At 43.4% G+C, this 21451-nt stretch carries 20 protein-coding genes; 10 read left to right on the top strand and 10 right to left on the bottom strand.

Features of this window, described 5'->3' with window-relative positions:
- Positions 1-1050 (top strand): diguanylate cyclase, encoded by a 1050-nt coding sequence (locus tag L1D23_RS03315; RefSeq protein ID WP_239864200.1) that lies wholly within the window; start codon positions 1-3, stop codon positions 1048-1050.
- On the opposite strand, the gene L1D23_RS03320 is transcribed toward L1D23_RS03315, so the two are convergent.
- Entirely contained in the window at positions 1051-1506 is a 456-nt protein-coding gene (locus L1D23_RS03320) for an Lrp/AsnC family transcriptional regulator (protein WP_239835191.1), read from the bottom strand.
- A gap of 143 nt (positions 1507-1649) precedes the next feature.
- Between L1D23_RS03320 and L1D23_RS03325 the strand changes: the two genes are divergently transcribed.
- Positions 1650-2573: a DMT family transporter gene (locus L1D23_RS03325; protein WP_239864202.1), complete on the top strand. Its 924-nt coding sequence runs from the start codon at positions 1650-1652 to the stop codon at positions 2571-2573.
- A gap of 389 nt (positions 2574-2962) precedes the next feature.
- Positions 2963-3271 carry a cysteine-rich CWC family protein gene (locus L1D23_RS03330; RefSeq protein WP_239864204.1) on the top strand — a complete coding sequence of 103 codons (309 nt, stop codon included), beginning with the start codon at positions 2963-2965 and terminating at the stop codon, positions 3269-3271.
- A 14-nt stretch (positions 3272-3285) separates the two neighbouring features.
- Here the strand turns inward: L1D23_RS03330 and viaA are convergent, their stop codons facing one another.
- Entirely contained in the window at positions 3286-4731 is a 1446-nt protein-coding gene (viaA, locus tag L1D23_RS03335; RefSeq protein WP_239835194.1) for an ATPase RavA stimulator ViaA, read from the bottom strand.
- An 11-nt stretch (positions 4732-4742) separates the two neighbouring features.
- Positions 4743-6407 carry an ATPase RavA domain-containing protein gene (locus tag L1D23_RS03340; RefSeq protein WP_239864206.1) on the bottom strand — a complete coding sequence of 555 codons (1665 nt, stop codon included), beginning with the start codon at positions 6405-6407 and terminating at the stop codon, positions 4743-4745.
- Between the two features lie 270 nt (positions 6408-6677).
- On the opposite strand from L1D23_RS03340, the gene L1D23_RS03345 reads away from it, so the two are divergent.
- Both L1D23_RS03345 and ltaE read left to right on the top strand, forming a co-directional pair.
- Positions 6678-7202 (top strand): NUDIX hydrolase, encoded by a 525-nt coding sequence (locus L1D23_RS03345; protein ID WP_239864208.1) that lies wholly within the window; start codon positions 6678-6680, stop codon positions 7200-7202.
- An 11-nt stretch (positions 7203-7213) separates the two neighbouring features.
- The gene (ltaE, locus tag L1D23_RS03350; RefSeq protein WP_239864209.1) at positions 7214-8218 is read left to right on the top strand and encodes a low-specificity L-threonine aldolase; all 1005 of its coding nucleotides are present in this window, start codon (positions 7214-7216) and stop codon (positions 8216-8218) included.
- Here ltaE and L1D23_RS03355 read toward each other — a convergent pair.
- Positions 8190-8414 carry a hypothetical protein gene (locus L1D23_RS03355; protein ID WP_239864210.1) on the bottom strand — a complete coding sequence of 75 codons (225 nt, stop codon included), beginning with the start codon at positions 8412-8414 and terminating at the stop codon, positions 8190-8192. The genes ltaE and L1D23_RS03355 overlap by 29 nt on opposite strands.
- A gap of 399 nt (positions 8415-8813) precedes the next feature.
- Between L1D23_RS03355 and L1D23_RS03360 the strand changes: the two genes are divergently transcribed.
- Positions 8814-11366, top strand: a complete 2553-nt coding sequence (locus L1D23_RS03360) for a glycosyl hydrolase family 18 protein (RefSeq protein WP_239864211.1) — start codon at positions 8814-8816, stop codon at positions 11364-11366.
- A gap of 37 nt (positions 11367-11403) precedes the next feature.
- Here L1D23_RS03360 and ppiC read toward each other — a convergent pair whose 3' ends face one another.
- Positions 11404-11682, bottom strand: coding sequence for a peptidylprolyl isomerase PpiC (gene ppiC / locus L1D23_RS03365; RefSeq protein ID WP_239836236.1), 279 nt, complete (start codon positions 11680-11682; stop codon positions 11404-11406).
- Positions 11683-11874: 192 nt separating this feature from the next.
- On the opposite strand from ppiC, the gene L1D23_RS03370 reads away from it, so the two are divergent.
- Entirely contained in the window at positions 11875-12810 is a 936-nt protein-coding gene (locus L1D23_RS03370; RefSeq protein ID WP_239864212.1) for a chemotaxis protein, read from the top strand.
- 153 nt (positions 12811-12963) lie between these two features.
- Complete coding sequence (locus L1D23_RS03375) at positions 12964-13977, top strand: GGDEF domain-containing protein (protein ID WP_239864213.1); 1014 nt, start codon at positions 12964-12966, stop codon at positions 13975-13977.
- Positions 13978-14041: 64 nt separating this feature from the next.
- On the opposite strand, the gene L1D23_RS03380 is transcribed toward L1D23_RS03375, so the two are convergent.
- The gene (locus L1D23_RS03380; protein WP_239865370.1) at positions 14042-14974 is read right to left on the bottom strand and encodes an exopolyphosphatase; all 933 of its coding nucleotides are present in this window, start codon (positions 14972-14974) and stop codon (positions 14042-14044) included.
- Between the two features lie 203 nt (positions 14975-15177).
- Between L1D23_RS03380 and L1D23_RS03385 the strand changes: the two genes are divergently transcribed.
- Positions 15178-15435: a DUF333 domain-containing protein gene (locus L1D23_RS03385; RefSeq protein ID WP_239864214.1), complete on the top strand. Its 258-nt coding sequence runs from the start codon at positions 15178-15180 to the stop codon at positions 15433-15435.
- A gap of 4 nt (positions 15436-15439) precedes the next feature.
- Here the strand turns inward: L1D23_RS03385 and L1D23_RS03390 are convergent, their stop codons facing one another.
- Positions 15440-16276 carry a YdcF family protein gene (locus L1D23_RS03390; RefSeq protein ID WP_239864215.1) on the bottom strand — a complete coding sequence of 279 codons (837 nt, stop codon included), beginning with the start codon at positions 16274-16276 and terminating at the stop codon, positions 15440-15442.
- Positions 16277-16423: 147 nt separating this feature from the next.
- Between L1D23_RS03390 and L1D23_RS03395 the strand changes: the two genes are divergently transcribed.
- On the top strand, positions 16424-17794 hold the full coding sequence (locus L1D23_RS03395; RefSeq protein ID WP_239864217.1) for an L-serine ammonia-lyase: 1371 nt from the start codon (positions 16424-16426) through the stop codon (positions 17792-17794).
- On the opposite strand, the gene L1D23_RS03400 is transcribed toward L1D23_RS03395, so the two are convergent.
- The 3 genes from L1D23_RS03400 to L1D23_RS03410 all read right to left on the bottom strand — a co-directional run bounded on the left by L1D23_RS03400 (position 17770) and on the right by L1D23_RS03410 (position 21398).
- Positions 17770-18696, bottom strand: coding sequence for a LysR substrate-binding domain-containing protein (locus L1D23_RS03400; protein ID WP_239864219.1), 927 nt, complete (start codon positions 18694-18696; stop codon positions 17770-17772). The genes L1D23_RS03395 and L1D23_RS03400 overlap by 25 nt on opposite strands.
- A gap of 23 nt (positions 18697-18719) precedes the next feature.
- Positions 18720-20123 (bottom strand): FAD-dependent oxidoreductase, encoded by a 1404-nt coding sequence (locus tag L1D23_RS03405; RefSeq protein ID WP_239864222.1) that lies wholly within the window; start codon positions 20121-20123, stop codon positions 18720-18722.
- A 150-nt stretch (positions 20124-20273) separates the two neighbouring features.
- Positions 20274-21398, bottom strand: coding sequence for a M14-type cytosolic carboxypeptidase (locus L1D23_RS03410; RefSeq protein WP_239864223.1), 1125 nt, complete (start codon positions 21396-21398; stop codon positions 20274-20276).
- Between the last annotated feature and the right edge of the window lie 53 nt (positions 21399-21451).

Here is a 21451-nt window from a genome sequence, read left to right on the forward strand (position 1 = left end):
ATGATAAAAGAAAAAACGCTTCCGACTCGTCATAGGAATACCCTACTTGATACCAAACAGCAGAAGCACGTTTTAAAGCTTATCATTGCAATTACGCTTATTTTCTTTGTGCCACTCGGTATAAAAAACCTTCTGACAGGTGAGCTGATGCTTGGTGCCGTACTACTGGCATTTGAGATCACTTTGCTGCTCGAAATCACGGCGATCATCTACAATAAGTCAGGCTTCTTTGGGCATATAGTGCCGCTCTCTTTGTTGGTCATATCAAATATTATGGCGGTGAATATTTTTGGAACACTTGCAAGTTACTGGGTGTTCCCAATTGTAATCAGCATTGCTTTTTTACTTCCAACCAGAACAGCTTTAATGGCTAATGTCCTAATGTGTCTCGGTTGTGTTATTGCTCTCTTTCCACATCAAGAACTATCAGAAACTTCTCGATACGCCTTTTCTTTGCTTGCCACAGCAATTATTGTGCATGTTGTGGTTAAAGCCATCAAAAAGCTCCAGGCCGAGTTACGTTTTCTCTCAGTGAGAGATCCTATGACAGGAGCTTATAACCGACATCAATTACAAAGTTCACTAGAGAACATCCGCCAGTTATATACGACGTCTTCAATCGCATTGATTGATATCGATAAGTTTAAAACCATTAATGATCTCTATGGGCATGATGTGGGAGATCAAGTCATCAGCAAAGCAGTTGAAATAATAACTCAACATACTGAACGTACGGACATGTTATTTCGCTTGGGTGGCGATGAGTTCCTGCTGCTCTTCCCTCAAGTCGACCAATACACGGCAAAATCCGCGATGGAGCTCATTAATCAATCAATAAAAGAAGGCGATTACCCCATAAAAGTAAAAATCACCCTCAGCTCAGGTATTGCAGAGTCCCAACCCCTTGAAGCCATCGAAGACTGGGTAAAACGCGCAGATATCGCTCTCTATCAAGCCAAAAGACTAGGCCGAGATCGTGTCTCTCTCTTTTCTAAGCCAGACTATTTAAGCGAAGGCAGCCAAAGTACATATCAGCAGACAACCCGCTAACTACTTAAATATAGGTAGCTGGCTCGCTTCTTTAACTTGTCTGATAGCAAGGTGGGTGTGGATATCTTTCACATTTTCTAACCTTTGAATTTTTCGTGTGAAAGACTCATAACCTGCTAAGTCATGACTCACAACTTCTAGTAGGTAATCATAAGCTCCGGAAACCACGTGGCAACTGACAACCTCCTCCATGTCTTGCACCGCTTGCTCAAAATCCTCTATCGACGATGCCTGATGGTTACTCAGGCTAACTTCAACAAAGACCGTCATCCCTACTCCGATTTTAGCCTTACTCAAACTGGCTCGATAACTAGCGATCACCCCTTCTTCTTCCAATCTTTTAATTCTCCTGGCACAGGGAGAAGGCGAAAGCCCGACTTTATCGGCTATATCTGCGGTCGATTGACGCGCATCCTTTTGTAACAGCATTAAAATATGTTGATCGATTCTGTCCATGAAGCACGCTTCTTTATCGCTTAAAACAATGAAATATTAGCGTTTTCAGCCAACCTATAATCTATTAATAGTTAACTTTGCCATATTTGGTCGCAAGAAACGACCCATAATTATCATCACCGAATTCAATTATTATTAACGTTATGATCTCAGGTTACTTGGCCATGGCCGCCACACTACTACTCTGGTCCGGCTTTTTCTTATCACTTCGTGACGGAGCACATTCAGACCTAACCACAGCGGATATCGCCTTAGTTCGATTCCTAATCCCCGCTATCGTGCTACTGCCTTTGGTTATCAAATCGAAATCCGTAATCAAAAGAGTACCAAAGCGCTACATAATGGGCATGTTTTTGGGTTGTGGCTTGCCCTACTTGCTTATCGCAGGCGCAGGAATGCAGCTTGCTCCCGTATCTGATGGTAGTGCACTGATTCCAGGAACGCTGCCATTGTTTGTTTCCGGAATTGCTGTCGTTTTATTTAAACAACCTTTGAGCTCACACCGCATTTTAGGGTTAACACTGGTAGTAAGCGGAATAGCGGCCTTTCTTTATCAAGGCTTTGGCCAACCAGATAGTCACCTGCTCAAGGGGTACTTATTGTTTTTAATTGGAAGTTTGATGTGGGCAACATTTACTATCTGCGCCCGTGTTTCGAGCCTTAATCCACTTATCACCGCAGGGTTCATTTCGTTGTTATCAACGTTAGCTCTGCCCGCACTGATTTTCAGCGGCAACATAGACAGCTACTTATTCAAGACTAACGTTGCAGAGTGGCCTTGGAAGGAGCTGGCTGGTCATATTACTTTACAAGGTATAGGTGCTGGTATAGTCGCTGCCTATACCTACTTACACGCGATCTCAGTACTAGGTGCAGAACGTACCGCCGCTTTTGGTGCAGTAACACCAGCCATTGCGACTTTGCTAGCAATAGTTGTATTTAACGAGCAGCCAACCGTGCTTGGATGGTTCGCTCTTGGGTTAATCTGTGTCGGGAGCCTAATAGCCAGCAATGTTTTCATGAAACAGGATACCTCTTTGCTCTATCAACCGCCTAAGTTTAAATAAGCTTAGAGATGAGTGTGATGCTTGGAACAATGACACATAGAATGTAGATTTGCCGAGCCAATGGCTTATTGTCCATTTTAATTAAAAATGGCGATGCAATGAACATCGATACCAATACATTCAAGGCCAGGTTATGAACAAACTGTGCTAGCCCTAATGTAAATAGCAACCAAAAGACAATTTGCAGGTGAGAAACATAAATTTTAATTCCAAGCCCGACGATAAAGACTGAAACAGCAAGCAAAGCTATCATGAATAAATTACTTTTTGATATTGATTATCATTTACATTAAATGTTAGTGGGAATCAATATTAATGACAACTGATTTTTGTTGTTACCGGCAGACTCCGGTATAGTCTGTGTCAGTTTTTTCGCTTGGATATCTATTTTGAAAACGCCCTGCATTGCTGCATGCAAAAATAATGGTGGGATCTGTAACGGCTGCCATCGAACTATAGACGAAATCATCAGTTGGAGACATCTATCAGATAATAAAAGAGAGACTGTAATACAAGCTCTTCAGGGAAGCGTTACAAGTCACTTATGCCCTTCATGTGGGCAACCCGCTCAATGCGATATCAGTGCAGGGAAAAGTACGTGCTGGTGCTTTTCTGTCGAACAGCGTGACATCTCTTCCTTAACATCTAATGACACTTGTCTGTGTAGAAAATGTCTGAATGCGTTGCCGATTGTTTAAATATTGGATGAAGGTTACCACTTCTTCATTATCCTACCGACTAGGTTGGGATGATAAGCCCAACTATGATCAAACATAGACATAAGCTCAGGGTTACCGTATTTTGACAAACTGATCGCGTGAAATCGGTTCTTACTCTTTTTAAGCTGCGTAACTTTATCTTGGATTTCCGGAGATTGTTGGGGGGCGATAAAATCAGAAATCACCACCATATCGGCATTTTTGTATTTATCACCACACATCAAGTCAATAGACTTGATCAAAACGGGTTCTAAGTCCGTTCCACCATGGAAACTGTATGTAAGAAAGTCACTCGCTTCCCTCAAACCATCTTGCCTCGTCAGCTCATACGTAATTTGTTCTGTGGAAAACAAAATAACAAAACAATCACGATCTTCGGCCAAAGCGATCTGCATGAGCGCATAAGCCATTGCTTTTGCACATTGCTCTGGGAACCCGCTCATAGAGCCTGATGCATCAACACAAACGATGAACGGGCCTTTTTCGACATCAACTTGCTTGTGCTCCGGCTTCTGCGCTTTCACTTTACGCAGAGTACGAGATTTACCTTGCATACGATAATTCATAAGCCGCTTGTCGACTAAGTGCTTATAAAAAACCACCTCTAACTCTGGGTAAGCCAAAAACATGGTCTCGTTCGGAAGCAACTTATTGAGGTCATCACTTTCGTGGATACCAACAATATCATCTGTTGCTTCATCCGATTTTTCTTCGACCATTTGCAATTCTTCAGTTGGAGCGCGATTTAAATCCGGATCGTCAACCTGACCAGCCATACGCCCTAATTTTTCAGCAATTTCCTGTAAGCCCTGATTCTTTTTCAGAAACTCAGCATGACGTTTCATTACTGATAAATCCGTTTTACTCAATTTCGCAGAAGCCATATCCCACAGACGCCCAACACTGTTTTCATCGCCTTCCTCAGTGACTTTATCCATGTTCTTCATGGTTTCCATACGCTGATAGAGATCTTTCAGAGCTTTTTCTTTGCTTGCTTCCAGCTCACTCACCTGAGCCTGATGGATGGCATCTGACAGACTTTGATACCACTGGTCACAGAAGTAATGAGGAAACATTGGGTTGTTTACCCCTTTATTCTTCTCTATAAGTCGACGAGCTTGAAGATAAAAAGCAGAATGCCATTCCAGTTTCTTAATGACGTCAGGAACCTTTTCAAAAAACGTGGCTTCATCCCAATGAATCACCTCTTGATAGAGTCCCAACTCTTGCTGAAATCGCTCCGTTTCACACACTCGAGTAATTCGTTTCTTAACGCTCCCTCGCCACTTCAACAGATGGTTTTTAACTTTGGTTTTCACCCCTCTGTTTTCGGTGAGCGCCATCACTTGAGATCGCGCCATTAAATCATTCACTGCAGAGTCGATAATCCCTGAGTCTGCTATCATTAATGCGAGATTGAGTCCGTCGGCTCCTAACATTCATTGTTCCTTTAAGAGAAGAACTGGTTTAGGTTTCTAAAACGTAAAACCGTACGTTCACATTCAGTTTTGGTGGACTCAAGCACTTGTTGAATATGCTGGAGGCTTGCTTCCATCGCCCTAGGCAAGTCTTGATCAATAAAGCTGTGCGGTAATGCGCCGTGGAAATTAGAGCGTACTTTCAATAAGTGGTGCTCGGCATGTTCAAGCTGAGCAAGTGCTTGTTCTGATTTTGTCAGCCAACTTTGATATAAGCCTTCATCTAACCCTTTATTCGTCACGACCGACACCAGCACAGCCCTGTTGGCTATATCTTTAATGACCAGATTGTTCGCAGCATCAATATCAAATCGAAGTCGGCACATATTGGTGTTCTGGTTCACGTAGCCATAGACATCACCGTTCCCTTCTTTAATGACTCGCTCCAACTCATTCTTAGGCACGTAAACCCAGCGACTGTCGCCTTTCTCGGATTCAGATACCGACATATTACTCTGCAGTAGCACCAACTTAACCAAGTCGAAAGCACTGCCTACTTTGTAAGTTTTTGCATCCGAAATATCGTAACTATAAATTTGTTTTTTGAGTAACCCGGTTGTCGATTCCATTGATAACATAATGCCAAATTCAGACTCTAACTCTTCCTGAACTTCAGCCAATTCTTCTCGACATAGACTGATCTGCTGTTCAACCTCTTGTTGATCAAAAGCTTGTTTAAGAGCAAATTCTTTGACTACTCTTTGAACTACCTCTCGAGACTCAGGGCTGTTCCATAAACAGTCCTGTAGAAGCAGTAAATCGAGCGGATTGACCGCATCTCTACCGTTAAAATATGCGCTAGCTTTGAGTAACTTAACCGCCTTTTTCCAACGACGATCCGATACGTACATGTCGGTATCTGCGATGTCAGCTCCAGTACTTTCCATGGCGGCTTGCTCTAACATCTGTTTCAGTTCGTAGAGCTTTTCGAACACTTCATCACTAAGCTGTAACTTTTCAAGCTCCGACTGCCACAAATGGTATTCTTCATCGGTAATAGCTAAACCTTCTGGGATCTGCGCTTCTTGAGGCGTCCCTACCGTTAACATCGACTTAAAGTTTTGCTTGTTTTGAATTCGATTAACAAAAATACGCACTAACATTCGGTCATAGAGGGCTTCTAAGCCACTGTCTTCATCCGGCAATTCATTGGAAGCCGAAACCAAAAGGCGCATAGGTACACGCTCTACGTCACTGCCATTTTTGAACGTTTTCTCATTTACTACCGTCAGCAATGTGTTGAGAATGGCAGGCCCCGCCTTCCAAATTTCATCCAAAAATACCACTTGAGCTGTTGGCAGGTACCCTTCAGTCAAACGAAGGTAGCGGCCATTATCTTTCAGTTCTTGAATGCTCAGAGGTCCGAACACCTCTTCAGGCGTTGAAAAGCGAGTCATCAAGTATTCAAAATAAGAAGAATTGTCGAAGGCTTGAATAAGCCGTTTAGCAATAAGGCTTTTCGCAATACCTGGTGGACCTAAGAGAAATACACTTTCACCTGCCAGCGCTGCAAGCAAACACATTTTGATGGTATCTTCACGCTCGTAGACCCCGTCAGATAAGGCATGCGCTAATTTGTTAATTCGTTCAGAGAGTAACGCTTTTTGCGAGTGGGAGACTCTGGTAGGGCTAATCATTCTGCGCTCCTCTGACTTCGTTCAGAATTTATTGTATGTATATTTATATACATTTGTTATCACTTTGTTACAAGTGCATTTTTTAGTTTTGACTCGTCTTTATAGCAGAAGCAATTTTGACGTAACTTGTTGAAATCAATGTTTGCAAATTTGGGAGGCAAGTCACTGGGAGAGTGTCTCAAATTTGAGCCAAGCTCTTTATTAACCTTTTATTCACTATATGTTGGCTGTAATGTAATCCGCATTAAAAATGAGTCACTTTAAGACGACATGGATACACCTTTGAATATTTTACACACATGGAAAGGCATTTCCCTTCAGGAAGAGCAAACAACCCTACCTAATGGTAAAACCATCACTCACACTACGATTTCTCATCCTGGCGCTGCCGTTATTTTGCCAATTGAAAACAATGGGAATATCGTTCTTATTAATCAATATCGTCCCTCTCTCAAGAAATGGCTACTCGAGCTACCAGCCGGAACACTCGAATCTAATGAACCCATTGAGCTTTGTGCAGTAAGAGAACTGGCAGAAGAAACTGGTTACAGCGCTGAAACCATGATATCTCTAGGACAAGTCACACCTTTGGCAGGCTTCTGCGATGAGATTCAATACCTATTTGTCGCGAAAGGCCTCTCAGAGGTAACAAAATTTGCGTGCGATGAAGATGAAGTCATTGAAGTGGTGTCTCTATCAGTAAAAGAAATCGAACAAAAGATTATCGATGGAGAGCTCACCGATGCCAAAACGATCGCATGTTTGAGTAAAGCAAAGTTATGCGGATACATATAGGAGAAAAGCGCATGGATTTCCGTTCGGATACCGTCACCAAACCAACCCAAGCAATGAGACAAGCAATGGCCGACGCGTTAGTCGGAGATGACGTATACGGTGACGACCCGACCGTTAATTCGCTAGAAGCATGGGTAGCAGAGCGCCACGGCTTCGAAGCTGCGCTTTTCACCACCTCCGGCACACAAGCCAACCTGCTTGGTTTAATGGCGCATTGCGAACGAGGCGATGAGTATTTGTGTGGCCAACAAGCGCATAACTACAAATACGAAGCTGGCGGTGCTGCAGTGCTTGGGTCCATTCAGCCTCAGCCAATCGAAAACAACCCAGATGGCACACTGGATTTCGATAAACTAAAAGCCGCAATCAAACCCGATGATAGCCATTTTGCTCGTACTAAATTACTAAGCCTAGAAAACACCATCAATGGCAAAGTGCTCCCACTTTCTTACCTAGCACAAGCCCGTGAGTTTGTTGATCAACACGGCCTTTTACTACACCTTGATGGAGCGAGAGCTTACAACGCGGCGGTTGCTCTCAATGTGGATATAAAAGAGATCGCCAAACACTTTGACTCAATGACAATCTGCCTGTCAAAAGGGCTCTCAGCGCCTATCGGCTCATTGCTTCTTGGCAGCAAGGCTTATATCGCTAAAGCTCGCCGATTACGTAAAATGGTCGGCGGTGGTATGCGTCAGGCTGGTATTCTTGCTGCGGCAGGCAAACTGGCATTGACAGAGCAAGTAGAGCAACTCAAAGTTGACCACGCTAACGCGAAGCTACTGGCGACAGAATTAAGTCAGCTTCAAGGCTTCCACGTCAACCCTGATTTCGTTCAGACTAATATTGTCTTTGCTAAGCTAGACGACAACGTCGATATCCACGCCATTGCAAGTAAATTGAGTGAAGATGGCATTACCGTTTCACCAGGAAACCCAATACGCTTTGTAACTCATAAAGACGTTTCTGAGTCTGACATTAAGTTGCTTATTGATAAGTTAAAAACATATTTATAGTTTTCACCATAACTCTCTCTAAAAGCCAGTTACGAATGATGTGACTGGCTTTTTTATTAAGCATACGGCACTGCTCAACCAAGAGTTTTTCATTTCCATCTCTCCAAGAGTCCATTCTCAGCCACTTCCCCATCAGTATGACATGTAGTAAATGCTCGTACCATTTATGATGTTTTACAGTTAATGACTCTTCCATAAAGGTTTCTATGGATAAAATATATTCTCCTAGATAAAGAAACTTATCCAACCACGCCCTACTAATAATTTAATTCTTTAATAAGCATAAATTTTTGACATATTTAAAACAAAAGAACACAGACGATAAAAACGTTAATTTTAAGCATGCGATTTTTAACGTTTTTGCCGAGGTTTTTTAGAATAAAAACACTAAGTTAACCTTCCATTTAAGCTTTATGAAGTCCAGCAATTATTTATGAAATAATATTAATTACTGCTTCTAGTTCCATCTTGAAAAGTTGCCTTTTTTCTCCTCTAAAAAACCTTCTAAATTGAAAATGGATAGCCTGAAAAATAAGTTCCTTATTGAAGTTACTTTCAGGTTTCAACATAGGGTTGAATAAAAAGGAAATGTGCAATGAGCATAAAATACAATTGTCAGTTGAGTAAAAAAGGCATTTTAAAACCTTTGTCTGCAGTTATCGCACTCAGTTTAGGAACAGTTAGCATGGATGTATACGCTGCGCCATCGGCTGCAACTTTGGACTGGAATATGACTAGCGTGAAGAGCCAGTCATTTGTTGAGATTAACGGAGAAGCAGGCCAGCAATCTTACAAAAAGACCGTGGTAAGAAATGACCAAGTAACTTTCCCAGTAGAATGGGATGTTTGGTACAACAGCGGAACACCAGCAACAGAATGGCAAGTTCGCATAAATGATGAGGTCATCTTTTCTGAAGCGATCAATGGCCCTACAGGCTCTGCTTTTTCAGGCGAAACGCAAGTACAGATAGATAAAGCAGGCCAATACGACATGACCGTTAATATTTGTGACGCTAACGGGGAGTGCTCAACTTCACCTGTCCACGCTGTTTCGGTGACAGATACTGATGGCAAAGGCATGGCGCCACTGGAAATGAACGTCGACGGCAATAACCAATCTTTTCCCCCACAGCCAGATGGTACGGTTGTAGGGACCTATTTTGTCGAATGGAGCCAATATGACCGAAAGTTCACGGTGGATAACATCCCAGCGGACAATCTAACGCATATCATATATGGATTTGTTCCAATATGTGGCCCTAATGATTCGTTAACCGACCCGAACTCGCAAAGAGCCCTGCAACTGGCTTGTGGTGATTCTCAGGATTATGAAGTTGTGGTTCATGACCAATGGGGCGCATTTGGTTCAAACTTGCCGGGTACTGCGGATTCATCTATCAAAGGAACTTACGGTCAGATGATGGCATTAAAGCAGCGTTACCCAGACCTAAAAATTCTTCCTTCGATTGGTGGCTGGACATTGTCCGACCCGTTCTTTGGCTTCACCGATAAAAAGAATCGCGATACCTTCGTCGCCTCAGTGAAAGAATTTCTTCTGACATGGAAATTTTACGATGGCGTTGACATTGACTGGGAGTACCCAGGCGGAACCGGTGCGAACCCAGATCTAGGTGACCCAGAAAAAGACGGTCCTGCCTACGTTGCACTGATGAGAGAGCTTCGTCAAATGTTGGATGAGCTGTCTGCAGAGACAGGTCGAACCTATGAGCTAACTTCTGCTATTGGCGCTGGCTGGGATAAAATAGAAGACGTTGATTACCCTGATGCCACCCAATACATGGATTACCTCTTCGTTATGACGTATGACTTCTATGGAGCATGGGACAATAACCTCGGTCATCAGGCCGCACTATACTGTGGTTCTCACGTCTCTTCAGCCCAGTGTGAAGGAACGTTAACGCCGGACGACGGCCCTGAATACACAACCGATAATGCAGCTAAAGAGCTACTTAAACAAGGCGTATCGCCAAGTAAGTTAGTACTGGGGGCAGCCATGTACGGTCGAGGCTGGAAAGGGGTTACTCGCGATAGTATGTCCGATCCTGCAAACCCTATCACTGGTGTCGGTAATGGCCCTATTGCTGGCAGCTGGGAACCAGGTGTCATTGACTATAAAGATCTTGCCAGTAATTACTTTGGCCAACCGGGCGTTGAAGAATTTTACGACGAACCTGCAAAAGCCCCATATCTCTACAAAGAAGCGACTGGTGAAGTGATCACCTATGATGACGAACGTTCTGTTAAAGCCAAAGCTGCCTACGTAAGATCTCAAGGCTTTGCAGGCTTGTTCTCTTGGGAAATCGATGCTGACAATGGCGATATCCTTAATGCCATGCAGCAAGGACTCCTTGATGGTGGAGAGCCAGGTAATCAGCCTCCGGTTGCCGATGCTGGTAATGACATCGTCATTGACACGGCTCAAGGCGTTCAACTCGATGGGTCTGGTTCACGTGACAACGATGGGAGTATTACCTCCTATCAATGGGAACAGGTTTCTGGCCCTAACTTGAGCATAACCGACCCAAATAAAGCGATCGCTACAGTGACAGTGCCAGATACAGGAACGAATGAGACTTACAGCTTCAAGCTAACCGTCATGGATGATGAAAACGCAACGTCCTATGACACCATGAGTATTAAAGCTGAGTTTGGCAGTGAACCAGAAAACACACCGCCGGTTGCTGACATTAGCGGCCCAGAACAAGCTGAAGCTGGTAACAACGTTGTATTAGATGCTTCTGGCAGCAACGATGCTGATGGCGACAACCTGACTTATCAGTGGAGTTCATCTGATGTCACGCTCACTGAAAATGGTGACAACGCAAGCTTTATCGCTCCTGAGTTTACGCAAGATACCCATGTCACTGTCTCTGTCACGGTTTCAGATGGCAAGGCTTCTGATACGGCCAGCTTATCTATTCTGGTAAAAGCGAGTGATGACGGTAACCCTGGCGAGTACCCACAATATGTTGAAGGAACTCCGTACGAAGCTGGAGACCGCGTGACTAATGTAGGAGAAAACTACGAGTGTAAACCTTACCCATACTCAGGTTGGTGTTCAGGCGCGGCTTGGGCATATGCCCCAGGAACGGGCTCGGCTTGGAGTGACGCTTGGATTAAGCTCTAACTCGGCAAGAAAAACACCCCGCAAGTGCGGGGTGCTTTTATGTTCGATAAAGCACCTTAACTACGTGCCATCCGAATTTGGTTTTTACTAAATGAGGAACGAGCGTTTCACCTTGAAAACATACTTTATCGAATTGCGGAACCATTTGCCCTCGGCGAAACTCTCCCAAATCCCCACCTTTTTTGCCTGATGGACAAGTGGAATACTTCTTCGCCAATGTCTGAAACTTAGCGCCTTTCTTCAGCTGTTTGATAATGTCTTCAGCCTGTTCTTTATGCTTGACCAAAATGTGTAAAGCAGCTGCTGTATTTGCCATGTAAAACTCTTAACCTATTGGGCTTAACTATAAGGGCATATTTTAACGATTTACGGCAAGATCACCATCTCTCAGGAAAATATCCATAAAAATTATCAAAGAGTCTGGGTTAATTGACCTATCTTAATTGAATAGCTCCACAGATCAGTTAACATCACATTTATAAAGTATCATATTTGAGAAACGTCCGTTATGGCAAAAACAATCAGTAAAGCAAATCAGTCTCAAGGCATGTTGATGTTCACTCTGACTAAAAGTGAACAACTTTTTGCGATTGGCACACTAAAGGTTCGTGAGATTGTCCCGTATCAACCGACAACTCAAATTCCCTACTCGCACCACCATGTGATTGGTACTGTTACGATTCGAGATAAAACCATTCCAGTGATTAACATGCCTGCGGCTATTGGCTTCAGACCTATACAACCGGAAGAGTATGACTCTTGTTATTTGATTGTGACAGATTGCCTAAGGACTATCGTTGCCTTTATGGTGCGTTCAATTGAAAAAATCATTGAATGTGATTGGCGCTCCATCGAACCATCTCCCCAATCCGCAGGCCGAAATGTCTTTGTAACAGGTATCACTCGTTTTGAAGATCAGATCGTTCAGATGCTCGATGTCGAACTGCTTCTGTCGAAAATCTACCCACAGTACGAATCCACAAAGATTCCAATGTTGACGGATATTGAACGTGAACGACTCAAAGCATTAAATATTTTGCTTGTCGATGACTCCTCTATTGCAAGAAAACAACTCGCTGATGCTCTTGATAGCATTAATATCTCCTATCAAATACGAAACAATGGCATTGAAGCACTTGAACTGATGAAAGAGGAAGCAGAACGTGGTCAGCCTATTCAGCTATTAGTGAGCGATATTGAAATGCCGGGACTAGACGGTTACGAGTTGGCCTTTGAAACCCAAAGTGAGCAGCAACTGAGTAACGCTTACATCATTCTTCACACCTCACTATCGAGCGAGATCTGTGTGGACAGAGCACGCCAAGTCGGCGCACATGAAGCCCTTGAAAAGTTTAATGCTGGGGATTTAATCAAAGCTATGCTGAGAGGTGCTGCCAAGCTTGAATCCGGAAACCCAACAGAGCGAATCGAAGTAGAAATTTAACCTACTGAAAGTTTAGGTTTGATGAGTTTCACTGAATTCGACTTATCAAACCTATTAAATATTCGAATTTTATTGCCATTAACTCAAGCATCTCAGAAACAAATCCGCTAATCTTAAGTTAATTGGTAGTTAACGCAGAATGCTAATAAACAAATGACCGACGACTTTAAAAAATCAACCGCTAATTTAAAAAAAGCTGTCCCACTCATGATGCAAAATCACGTAGCCGCAACACCTGCTAACTACGCGCTATGGTACACCTACGTCGAAAATGCCATTCCTCAGATGAACCGTGAGCTTGAAAACATCATCGAGAATTACGGTGTATGCCCCCCCGCAGCTGGTGAAATGCTCTACAACAATTATGTTGCGAGTAGAGCGGAAACAGACATAAACGACTTGCGTGCGAACATTGAAGTGCTGGTGGGTCAAGTCGCATCCTCCATGACGGATACTCTCGCGGATACCTCTCACTTTTCTCAGGTAATCGATAAAAGCTTTGAGAACCTAGAAAAAGTCGATGACGAAGCGATGTCCATTGATGAAGTAATGAAAGTAATTCGTCAACTGGTTGCGGAATCTAAAGATATTCGCCATTCAACAAACTTTCTTAACAACCAACTTGAAACAGCAAGCAAAGAAATAAAGAATCTAAAAACTCAGCTAGCCGAAGTCCAACAGGATGCTCTATTTGATGGATTAACCAGTTTGTACAATCGGCGTGCCTTCGATAATGATTTAGATACCCTCTGTCGTTCAGAGCAAAAAATTTGTTTAATTCTGACTGATATCGACCACTTCAAAAATTACAACGATACTTACGGCCATCTTTTTGGCGATGCGGTTATCAAAGGCATCGCCAAACGCCTTCAGATCAGCAGTCGGGATGGTATTCATGCTTACCGATTTGGCGGTGAAGAATTTGCTTTGATTATGCCAAATAAACAACTAAGAATTGCTCGCCAATTTGCAGAGAGTTTACGGCGCTCAATCGAAAAATTATCAGTGAAAGACCGTCGTTCTGGCAAGCAGGTAGGAAATATCACCGCATCCTTTGGGGTTGCTGAATTACAGCCCGGTGAAATGCCACACTCAATCATCGAGCGAGCGGACAAACTTCTTTATGAAGCGAAGCAGCTCGGCCGCAACCGAGTAATGCCAATTTAACTTTCTGAACCACGTAAAAAAGGAGCCCCATTTAATCAAGGGCTCCTTTTGGGTTGGGATGAATTTACCCATCGGAAGTGATCGCTTGAATCAACTCTTTTTGCACAGCATCCGCTTTGTCATTATCAATCTGGCAAGTTCCAGCGGCCTTATGTCCACCCCCACCATACTTAAGCATTAGCTCACCCACATTCGTTTTTGAGCTTCGGTCAAATATCGATTTACCCGTAGCAAATACAATATTCTGTTTTTGAAATCCCCACATTTTATGAATTGAGATATTACACTGAGGGTATAAGGCATATATCATGAATCGATTACCAGCGAAGATTGTTTCTTCTCCAGTAAGATCGAGAAACACTAAATTGTCATACACTGTGGCACAACGCTGGATCTGCTCTTTGAATAAGTTCTCGTGCTCTTTATAAAGATCAATACGTTCTTTGACATCAGGATGCTCAAGGATTTCTTCTATCGAGTGAGAAGTACAATACTCAATCAAATCCATCATCAGATTGTAGTTTGAAATTCTGAAATTTCTAAAGCGCCCTAAACCTGTTCTAGCATCCATCAAAAAGTTAAGTAGATTCCAACCCGTTGAGTCGAGGACTTCATCTCGGCTAAACTGCGCCGAATCACCTTTATCAACCGCCTCCATCATTGCTAGCCAGTCAGAGGGAAAAGTCTCTTCTCCACCATAGTACTCCCAAACAACACGAGCCGCGGAGGGGGCATCTGGGTCAATAATATGATTTGATCGCTCTCCTTGATTGCGAATCATTTCTGACAGGTGATGGTCAAACACAAGATGAGCCTGCTCAACATAGGGAAGATTCGTGACAATATCTTGAGGGGTAATATCTATAATGCCATCTTGCATGTCTTTTGGATGAACAAACTTAATATCATCAATAAGGTCAAGTTGCTTAAGAAGTACGGCACACACTAGTCCGTCAAAATCACTTCGTGTCACTAAACGATGTTTCTGTTTCGACATCTTAATATCCTTATCTTTTAACAGCACAAAGTACTTCATCTGAATAACTGGTACTGTTACTTCATCAGTCGTTTCATAGATAGGCGCTATGAGTACATTTTTAATTTTAGACACCTTCGATCTTTTAACAAACTTAAGGCAATGTTTTTTATCTACTCTTCTAAACTAAATGCGCCACTAATTGATTATGATGGGAAAATAAAATGAAGGAAGTCACTTGGGGTCTGATATTAACCGCTATCATCACACTTGCAGGTTGTGCTGCTGAACCGGACAAATATGAGGTAAAAAGTTACACCTCTGTCGCTAACCCTGCGTCAGTCTACTGCGTTCAGCAAGGTGGAAAGCTGGAAACAGTGAGCGAAAACGAGCAACGTATCACGTATTGTGTCCTTAGCTCAGAGAAACGAGTCGAGGAATGGGAATACTATCGCCAGAACCATCATTCACCTGCATCTTGATTCTCTAAGTTGACTGCATGGCGGCCATTTCTGGGTCCAAATGCCTATTTAACCAAGTAAGGTTATGATGAAAGCGAGCCAATGATGAACGTAATGTTGCTCCATCCACGTCGGAGGTTGTACTGAGTACAATCTCTTTCAAGATAGTTAACTTTTCCTGCACCTCGTCTGAAAGTTTAAGTGCATCTAACTGCGAAAGTGAGTGAAGCGCTAACTCCGCCGGTACACATCGAACTCTTTCTAGAGGTCTTTGAAAAGCATTGTTGGTCGCCCCCTCTAAATACACTCGATAGGTCGTCAGTTCATCGACCAGTAGAAATGCTTCAGCATTACCTTCTCGGTGCGGGTACTCGACACTACAATGGTGACGAATATCCATATCTATCTTTATGTCCAATCCCGCACTATTGCAGCGCTGTTTAAGTGCGCGAAGTAGCCCTTGCTCATTCATCAATTGCTGAACTTCAAAGATACGCTTCAAATGATAATCGTTAGATACCAAGGTAATGTTGATTGGCTGACGATTCAGCCCCATTTGCTGTAGTTTCAGCGCGACATTGTGAATATTTTGTACTGTGTTTTGCGATTCACTTTCCAAAATAACATGGCTTTCTTTCAGACGAATCTGAGATGCGCTTTGGTTAAAATACTCTCTCATTGCCACAGCTTCAGAAACGGTTTGTCCTGGGGTTACACCACCACAAAATACTAAGGCAGTTTCGTCATCGTTAAGAGAACTGAGTAATGCGGGCAATGCTTCAACACGAGAGCGGCCTTCTTTTGTTAGTGTGTCGTCCACCAGCCGCTTACCAAGAACAATAACCACATTACGAATGTTCATTATTTACTCACTTCTCAATTATTAATACTAACTTGCCGAAGTCCTGTACAAACATCTTCTTTATAGATAGCGTTAGCAAGGTTAATGTTTTGTTAACTATATTTAAGTAGAGTCTGACCAACAGGCCATATCACAGGAAGTTAGTTTATGCTGTCGATTTTCGATATTTTCAAAGTCGGAGTTGGGCCATCCAGTTCCCACACCAACGGGCCAATGCTGGCCGGTTATCATTTCACGCGCTTGCTCAGTGATTCCTTATCCAAAGTGGATCGGATACAGGTTGATTTGTATGGTTCGCTATCCTTAACTGGCATAGGTCACCATACGGATCGTGCTGTGATCTTAGGACTTATGGGTAATAGGCCTGACACAATAAAAATTACCAGTGCCAAGCAAGCTTTACAACAGACACTGGATAATGAATCGTTGCTGCTGGCAGGCGCCCATACCTTAGCATTCCGCTATGAGAGTGACATTATATTTCACAGCGACAATCTACCGTTACATGAAAATGGCATGACAATTACCGCCTATGATAGCTTTGGGGCACAGCTCGCATTTGAAACTTACTATTCTATCGGAGGTGGGTTTATTGCCACAGCCGCCGAGTTGGAAAATGGCAGCAGTGAGCAGCCCGTCGATGTGCCCTATCCATTTACTTCTGCTGACGAAATGCTAAACATGGCAGAAGAGAATGGCTTCAGCCTTGGCGGCATGATTTTACAAAACGAGGTCTGCTTCTTTGACAGTGATGAAATCGATCGTAAAGCAGAACAGATCTGGAAAGTAATGACCCTTTGCATGCAACGTGGCTTTGACACTGAAGGCATTTTGGAAGGTGGACTCAATGTCACACGACGTGCGCCTAACTTATTGAAAAAGCTTGAAGCTAACGAAGCGATTGAAAACGATCCTATGGAAATCATGGACTGGATTAACCTCTTCGCCTTCGCTGTCAGTGAAGAGAACGCGGCAGGTGGCCAAGTAGTTACCTCTCCAACGAATGGCGCGGCAGGGGTTATTCCCGCTGTACTCATGTATTACCATCGCTTTATTAAAGAACTCGACCTTAAACAAATCAAAGACTTTTTAGCTGTCGCTGGCGCAATTGGTATTTTGTACAAAACAAATGCGTCGATATCTGGCGCTGAAGTAGGCTGTCAGGGCGAAGTCGGTGTTTCGTCATCAATGGCCGCAGCTGGCTTAACCGCACTCAGAGGTGGCAGTAACGAACAGATCTGTATCGCAGCTGAGATTGCAATGGAGCATTCGTTAGGCATGACTTGTGATCCCATTGGTGGGCTTGTTCAAGTGCCATGTATCGAACGTAATGCAATGGGGGCGATGAAGGCCATCAATGCCTCACGAATGGCACTAAAAAGAACCAGCAAATGTCTTATTTCTCTAGATAAAGTTATCGCAACTATGTATCAAACAGGTAAAGACATGAATAAAAAATACCGTGAAACATCTCTTGGCGGGCTGGCGGTCATTCATATGGCTCCACCCTGTGAATAATCCAAGCTGCTTGTTATCCAATTGGAAAATTGGGTAGCAAGCGGATTACTCGGGTCGTGTTGAAGTAAATAGTGCCCATCTCGACTGGGCACTATTTTATCACTGATTCTCACTAAACTGCCCTGAATAAGATGCTCCTCTACTAGTAGCTCTTTGACCAGCAAAATACCTAGCCCTGATACTGCCGCTTCAATTGAGAGAAGCGAATGATCAAATTGTATTGCAGGCTCCACAATACGACCTGTGAAATGATGATAATCAAACCAGTACTGCCAGTTTTCCTGATAACCCGTAGTGGCTATCTTCTCACTATTCGCTATCTCATCTAGTGTCTGTATGGAGTTGGATACCACCAATCTTGGTGCTGCAACCAGTACCCAGTTTTCTTCTGTTAAAGCAATGACATTTCCCTCACCCATGGGCTTCGGGCCATTAATGATTTCAATATCCGCAACTTTACTGCCATTGGGATAAGCATTTGACGAAGTAGATATCTTTAGTTCGACATTCGGGTGGTCACGGCGAAAGTCTTCAAGGCGGGGGATTAACCACTGAAAGCAAAAACTTTGCGCAATACTCAAGTTCAACCTATGACGCTTTTTCCGTTGAAACAGCTGCTCTGTTCCAACAGAGAGTGACTCAAACATTTGAGTCAGCAAAGGTAAGTAATACTGCGCGTCTTCAGTCAGTTGGAGCTTCGACCCTCTACGTTCAAATAAAGTAGCCTCTAGATAGCTTTCAAGCTGTTTAACGTGTTGACTCACTGCGGCACGAGTGACATTGAGTTCATCCGCCGCCTTGGTCAAACTTTGTAGTCGGGCAGCGGATTCAAAAGCTTTTAAAGCATTAAGAGGAGGTATAAAACGCATAGATTGGCAAGTTAATGTCAAAGCGATAAGCATGGCAATTCTGTGTGACAGAGATATTACTTCACCTTGTCTGCTTTACCGGCGGCACCAGCAAGCTTTGATAGCCATTTATCCCAGAACATTGGCGATTGCTCGTTATCTTCCGCTTCTTCTTTTCGTCTCACTGCATTTCTGACTAACATTGCACCTATCCAACGAATAGGTTCCGAAGGGAACAGACCGAGTGGTCCTTGCGCTAAACCACTTCGTGTCCAATCATTGTTTTCTCCAAGTACAAGCGAAGATAAAATTTTTCCTCCTATCCGAGTTTGAGCAACACCGTTACCGGAATAGCCAAAACCGTAGAAGATGTTTGCTTGACCTTCTAATCGACCAAAGAAAGGTAAACCTGTCACAGACCGATCAGATCCCCCCGTCCAGTTATACGCGAACTTAACCCCTTTGAACTGAGGAAATAACCGAGCGAATGATCGTGTCAATAAAGGCAAATATCGAGTTGGTTGATTGAACATCTTATCCACTTGATTGGCATAAGAAAAACGATTCCCCCCCTTGCCTAGCATCAACCTCCCTTCTTGGGTATCACGATAGTAATGGACGAAAATACGTGAATCGACCACCGCAGCCCCTCTGTCAATTCCACATTCGTTAAGTTGCGATTCGATAGGGTCCGTAATGACCATGTCAGAGGAAACCACGACAATACTGCGTTTCAACTGTTTAAAGTGCTTAACCATCCAAGCATTAAGCCCTAATACCACTTTATCTGCTGTGATAGTCCCATTAGGCGTCTCTATCAGGGCTGGATGACCAAAATTAAGTACTTTCATGGGTGTATTTTCAAAGACTTGGACCCCCTTTTCTATCGCGACTCGCCTTAGCCCCCTTACCAATAAAGCTGGTTGCACACTGCCAGCAGCAGGTGAATAGAAGCCTTCCAAGTGTCGATGTGAGCCCGCTAATCTCGCAATATCTTCAGGACAACATGACTGCCAGCTATTGATATTTAATCGGCTCAACTCTTCCACTATGGGACTCATCGAGTCTTTTTGAGCAGTATTGGTTGCCGTGTAGTAAGCACCATGACGACGAAGCTCGGCATCAATATGATGTTGATGGCAAAACGCTTCAATCTCATATATCGCTGCTTCGGATTCTTTGACCAACCTTTTAGCTTCATCCTCCCCAAACAACCGCTTCATCGTTGGGAATTTCGTTGACCAAGTCAACATACAGCCGCCATTCGCGCCTGAAGCTCCACTACCGCACAGACCTTTGTCAATCACTGCAATAGATAATTTAGGCTGCTGCTCTTTAAGCATGATGGCCGTCCAAAGGCCTGTATAACCACCACCAACAATAGCAACATCCACTTGAATATCATCCATTAAGGTAGTGGTATTCAGCGGCTGTTCTCGCTCCAAAGCTTGCTTAAACCAAAATGAGGGATGTTGTGACATGATTGAATACCTGTTGTTTTCGATATTCAAAATGTAATCGGATCCGTTTGATGTACATAGCGAGGATATCTGACGCTTAGCGTCAACATAACTAACGCAATGAAAAAAGCGCAGGCTATGCTGCGCTTCTTGTACTTGGGCTCACTCTGGTTATATTTTATCTGACACCGCCAGAATAGCGGACAAGGTGTCCTCACCGAATTTCACACTTCTTTCCGGCGACCAGCCATAAAGTGGATCTGGATAATCATTGTTGTCCTTAAACGGCATTTCAACAGTGTAAGACAAGCACTTAAATTGCTCCGCTACCCAGTTAGAGCCGACTGTTAGATTAGCCTTGCCTGGTTCATCTTTGTCATAACCAAACTCATCTTGGAACTCAGGTGTCACTGTGTGTAGCGCCTGTTTAAATGCAACTTCCAGTGAAGCCAGTCGCTCGTCATAAGAAGGGATGCCCTCTGAACCAGCAACAAAGTTGTAAGGAATAGCTTCATCACCGTGTATATCAAGGAACATATCCACGCCAATTTCAAGCATCTTATCTCTTACAAGAAGGACTTCAGGGCTCTTCTCCATACTTGGAGATTGCCATTCACGATTCAGGTTTACACCCACCGCATTGCAGCGTAAATGCCCGCGAATACTACCATCAGGGTTCATATTTGGCACAACGTACAGCACCGCTTTTTCCAGCAAAGCACGCGCTGCCGTATCTTCGTCATCAATAAGGCGTTGGATCATACCCTCCATAAACCATTCAGCCATGGTTTCACCTGGGTGCTGCCTCGCAATCACCCATATCTTTTTCTTACCATCACTAGGCTCACCAAAAGTCAGCAAACTCATATCATTACCATCAAGAGTATGACCTAATGTTTCTAATTTGCAGTGATGGGCACTTTGGGCAGCATGCAGTAAATCTTGATGGCGATCGTAGCTATAAGGTGCAAAGTAGGCAAAATAGACAGATCCGTGCTCCGGAATCAGCGTAAAGCTCAGCGTATCACCATCAAATTCTGCTGGAATACGAAACCACTCTTCTCGGTCATACGACGCAACAACATCATAGTCTTTCCAACCTTCTGGATAAGCGGAGTTTTTCAGGTCAACAATCTGAATCGAGTGTGACTGCTCTGCTTCGGTTTCCAAACGAAAATGGAACCACTGATAAAACTCAGACTGATTATCATTAGGAATCTTAAGCTGAATTGCGTCTTTATTATCCGCGTTGACGACTTCAATACTACCACTTTCGAAATTGCTGAAGATCTTCATTGAGTTACTTTCCTTATCAATAAAAACAACTTTATAAACAGGCTAACACAAAG

Origin of the sequence: Vibrio sp. Isolate24, assembly GCF_022398215.1 — a bacterium.
Lineage (GTDB): Bacteria > Pseudomonadota > Gammaproteobacteria > Enterobacterales > Vibrionaceae > Vibrio > Vibrio coralliilyticus_A.

Bases quoted from the DNA above. Each gene is read 5' to 3' on its own strand.
- L1D23_RS03315 (WP_239864200.1), top strand. From the start codon at position 1: ATGATAAAAGAAAAAACGCTTCCGACTCGTCATAGGAATACCCTACTT.
- L1D23_RS03320 (WP_239835191.1), bottom strand. From the start codon at position 1,506: ATGGACAGAATCGATCAACATATTTTAATGCTGTTACAAAAGGATGCG.
- L1D23_RS03325 (WP_239864202.1), top strand. From the start codon at position 1,650: ATGATCTCAGGTTACTTGGCCATGGCCGCCACACTACTACTCTGGTCC.
- viaA (WP_239835194.1), bottom strand. From the start codon at position 4,731: ATGTTAGGAGCCGACGGACTCAATCTCGCATTAATGATAGCAGACTCA.
- L1D23_RS03340 (WP_239864206.1), bottom strand. From the start codon at position 6,407: ATGATTAGCCCTACCAGAGTCTCCCACTCGCAAAAAGCGTTACTCTCT.
- L1D23_RS03345 (WP_239864208.1), top strand. From the start codon at position 6,678: ATGGATACACCTTTGAATATTTTACACACATGGAAAGGCATTTCCCTT.
- ltaE (WP_239864209.1), top strand. From the start codon at position 7,214: ATGGATTTCCGTTCGGATACCGTCACCAAACCAACCCAAGCAATGAGA.
- L1D23_RS03355 (WP_239864210.1), bottom strand. From the start codon at position 8,414: ATGGAAGAGTCATTAACTGTAAAACATCATAAATGGTACGAGCATTTA.
- L1D23_RS03360 (WP_239864211.1), top strand. From the start codon at position 8,814: ATGAGCATAAAATACAATTGTCAGTTGAGTAAAAAAGGCATTTTAAAA.
- ppiC (WP_239836236.1), bottom strand. From the start codon at position 11,682: ATGGCAAATACAGCAGCTGCTTTACACATTTTGGTCAAGCATAAAGAA.
- L1D23_RS03370 (WP_239864212.1), top strand. From the start codon at position 11,875: ATGGCAAAAACAATCAGTAAAGCAAATCAGTCTCAAGGCATGTTGATG.
- L1D23_RS03375 (WP_239864213.1), top strand. From the start codon at position 12,964: ATGACCGACGACTTTAAAAAATCAACCGCTAATTTAAAAAAAGCTGTC.
- L1D23_RS03380 (WP_239865370.1), bottom strand. From the start codon at position 14,974: ATGTCGAAACAGAAACATCGTTTAGTGACACGAAGTGATTTTGACGGA.
- L1D23_RS03385 (WP_239864214.1), top strand. From the start codon at position 15,178: ATGAAGGAAGTCACTTGGGGTCTGATATTAACCGCTATCATCACACTT.
- L1D23_RS03390 (WP_239864215.1), bottom strand. From the start codon at position 16,276: ATGAACATTCGTAATGTGGTTATTGTTCTTGGTAAGCGGCTGGTGGAC.
- L1D23_RS03395 (WP_239864217.1), top strand. From the start codon at position 16,424: ATGCTGTCGATTTTCGATATTTTCAAAGTCGGAGTTGGGCCATCCAGT.
- L1D23_RS03400 (WP_239864219.1), bottom strand. From the start codon at position 18,696: ATGCTTATCGCTTTGACATTAACTTGCCAATCTATGCGTTTTATACCT.
- L1D23_RS03405 (WP_239864222.1), bottom strand. From the start codon at position 20,123: ATGTCACAACATCCCTCATTTTGGTTTAAGCAAGCTTTGGAGCGAGAA.
- L1D23_RS03410 (WP_239864223.1), bottom strand. From the start codon at position 21,398: ATGAAGATCTTCAGCAATTTCGAAAGTGGTAGTATTGAAGTCGTCAAC.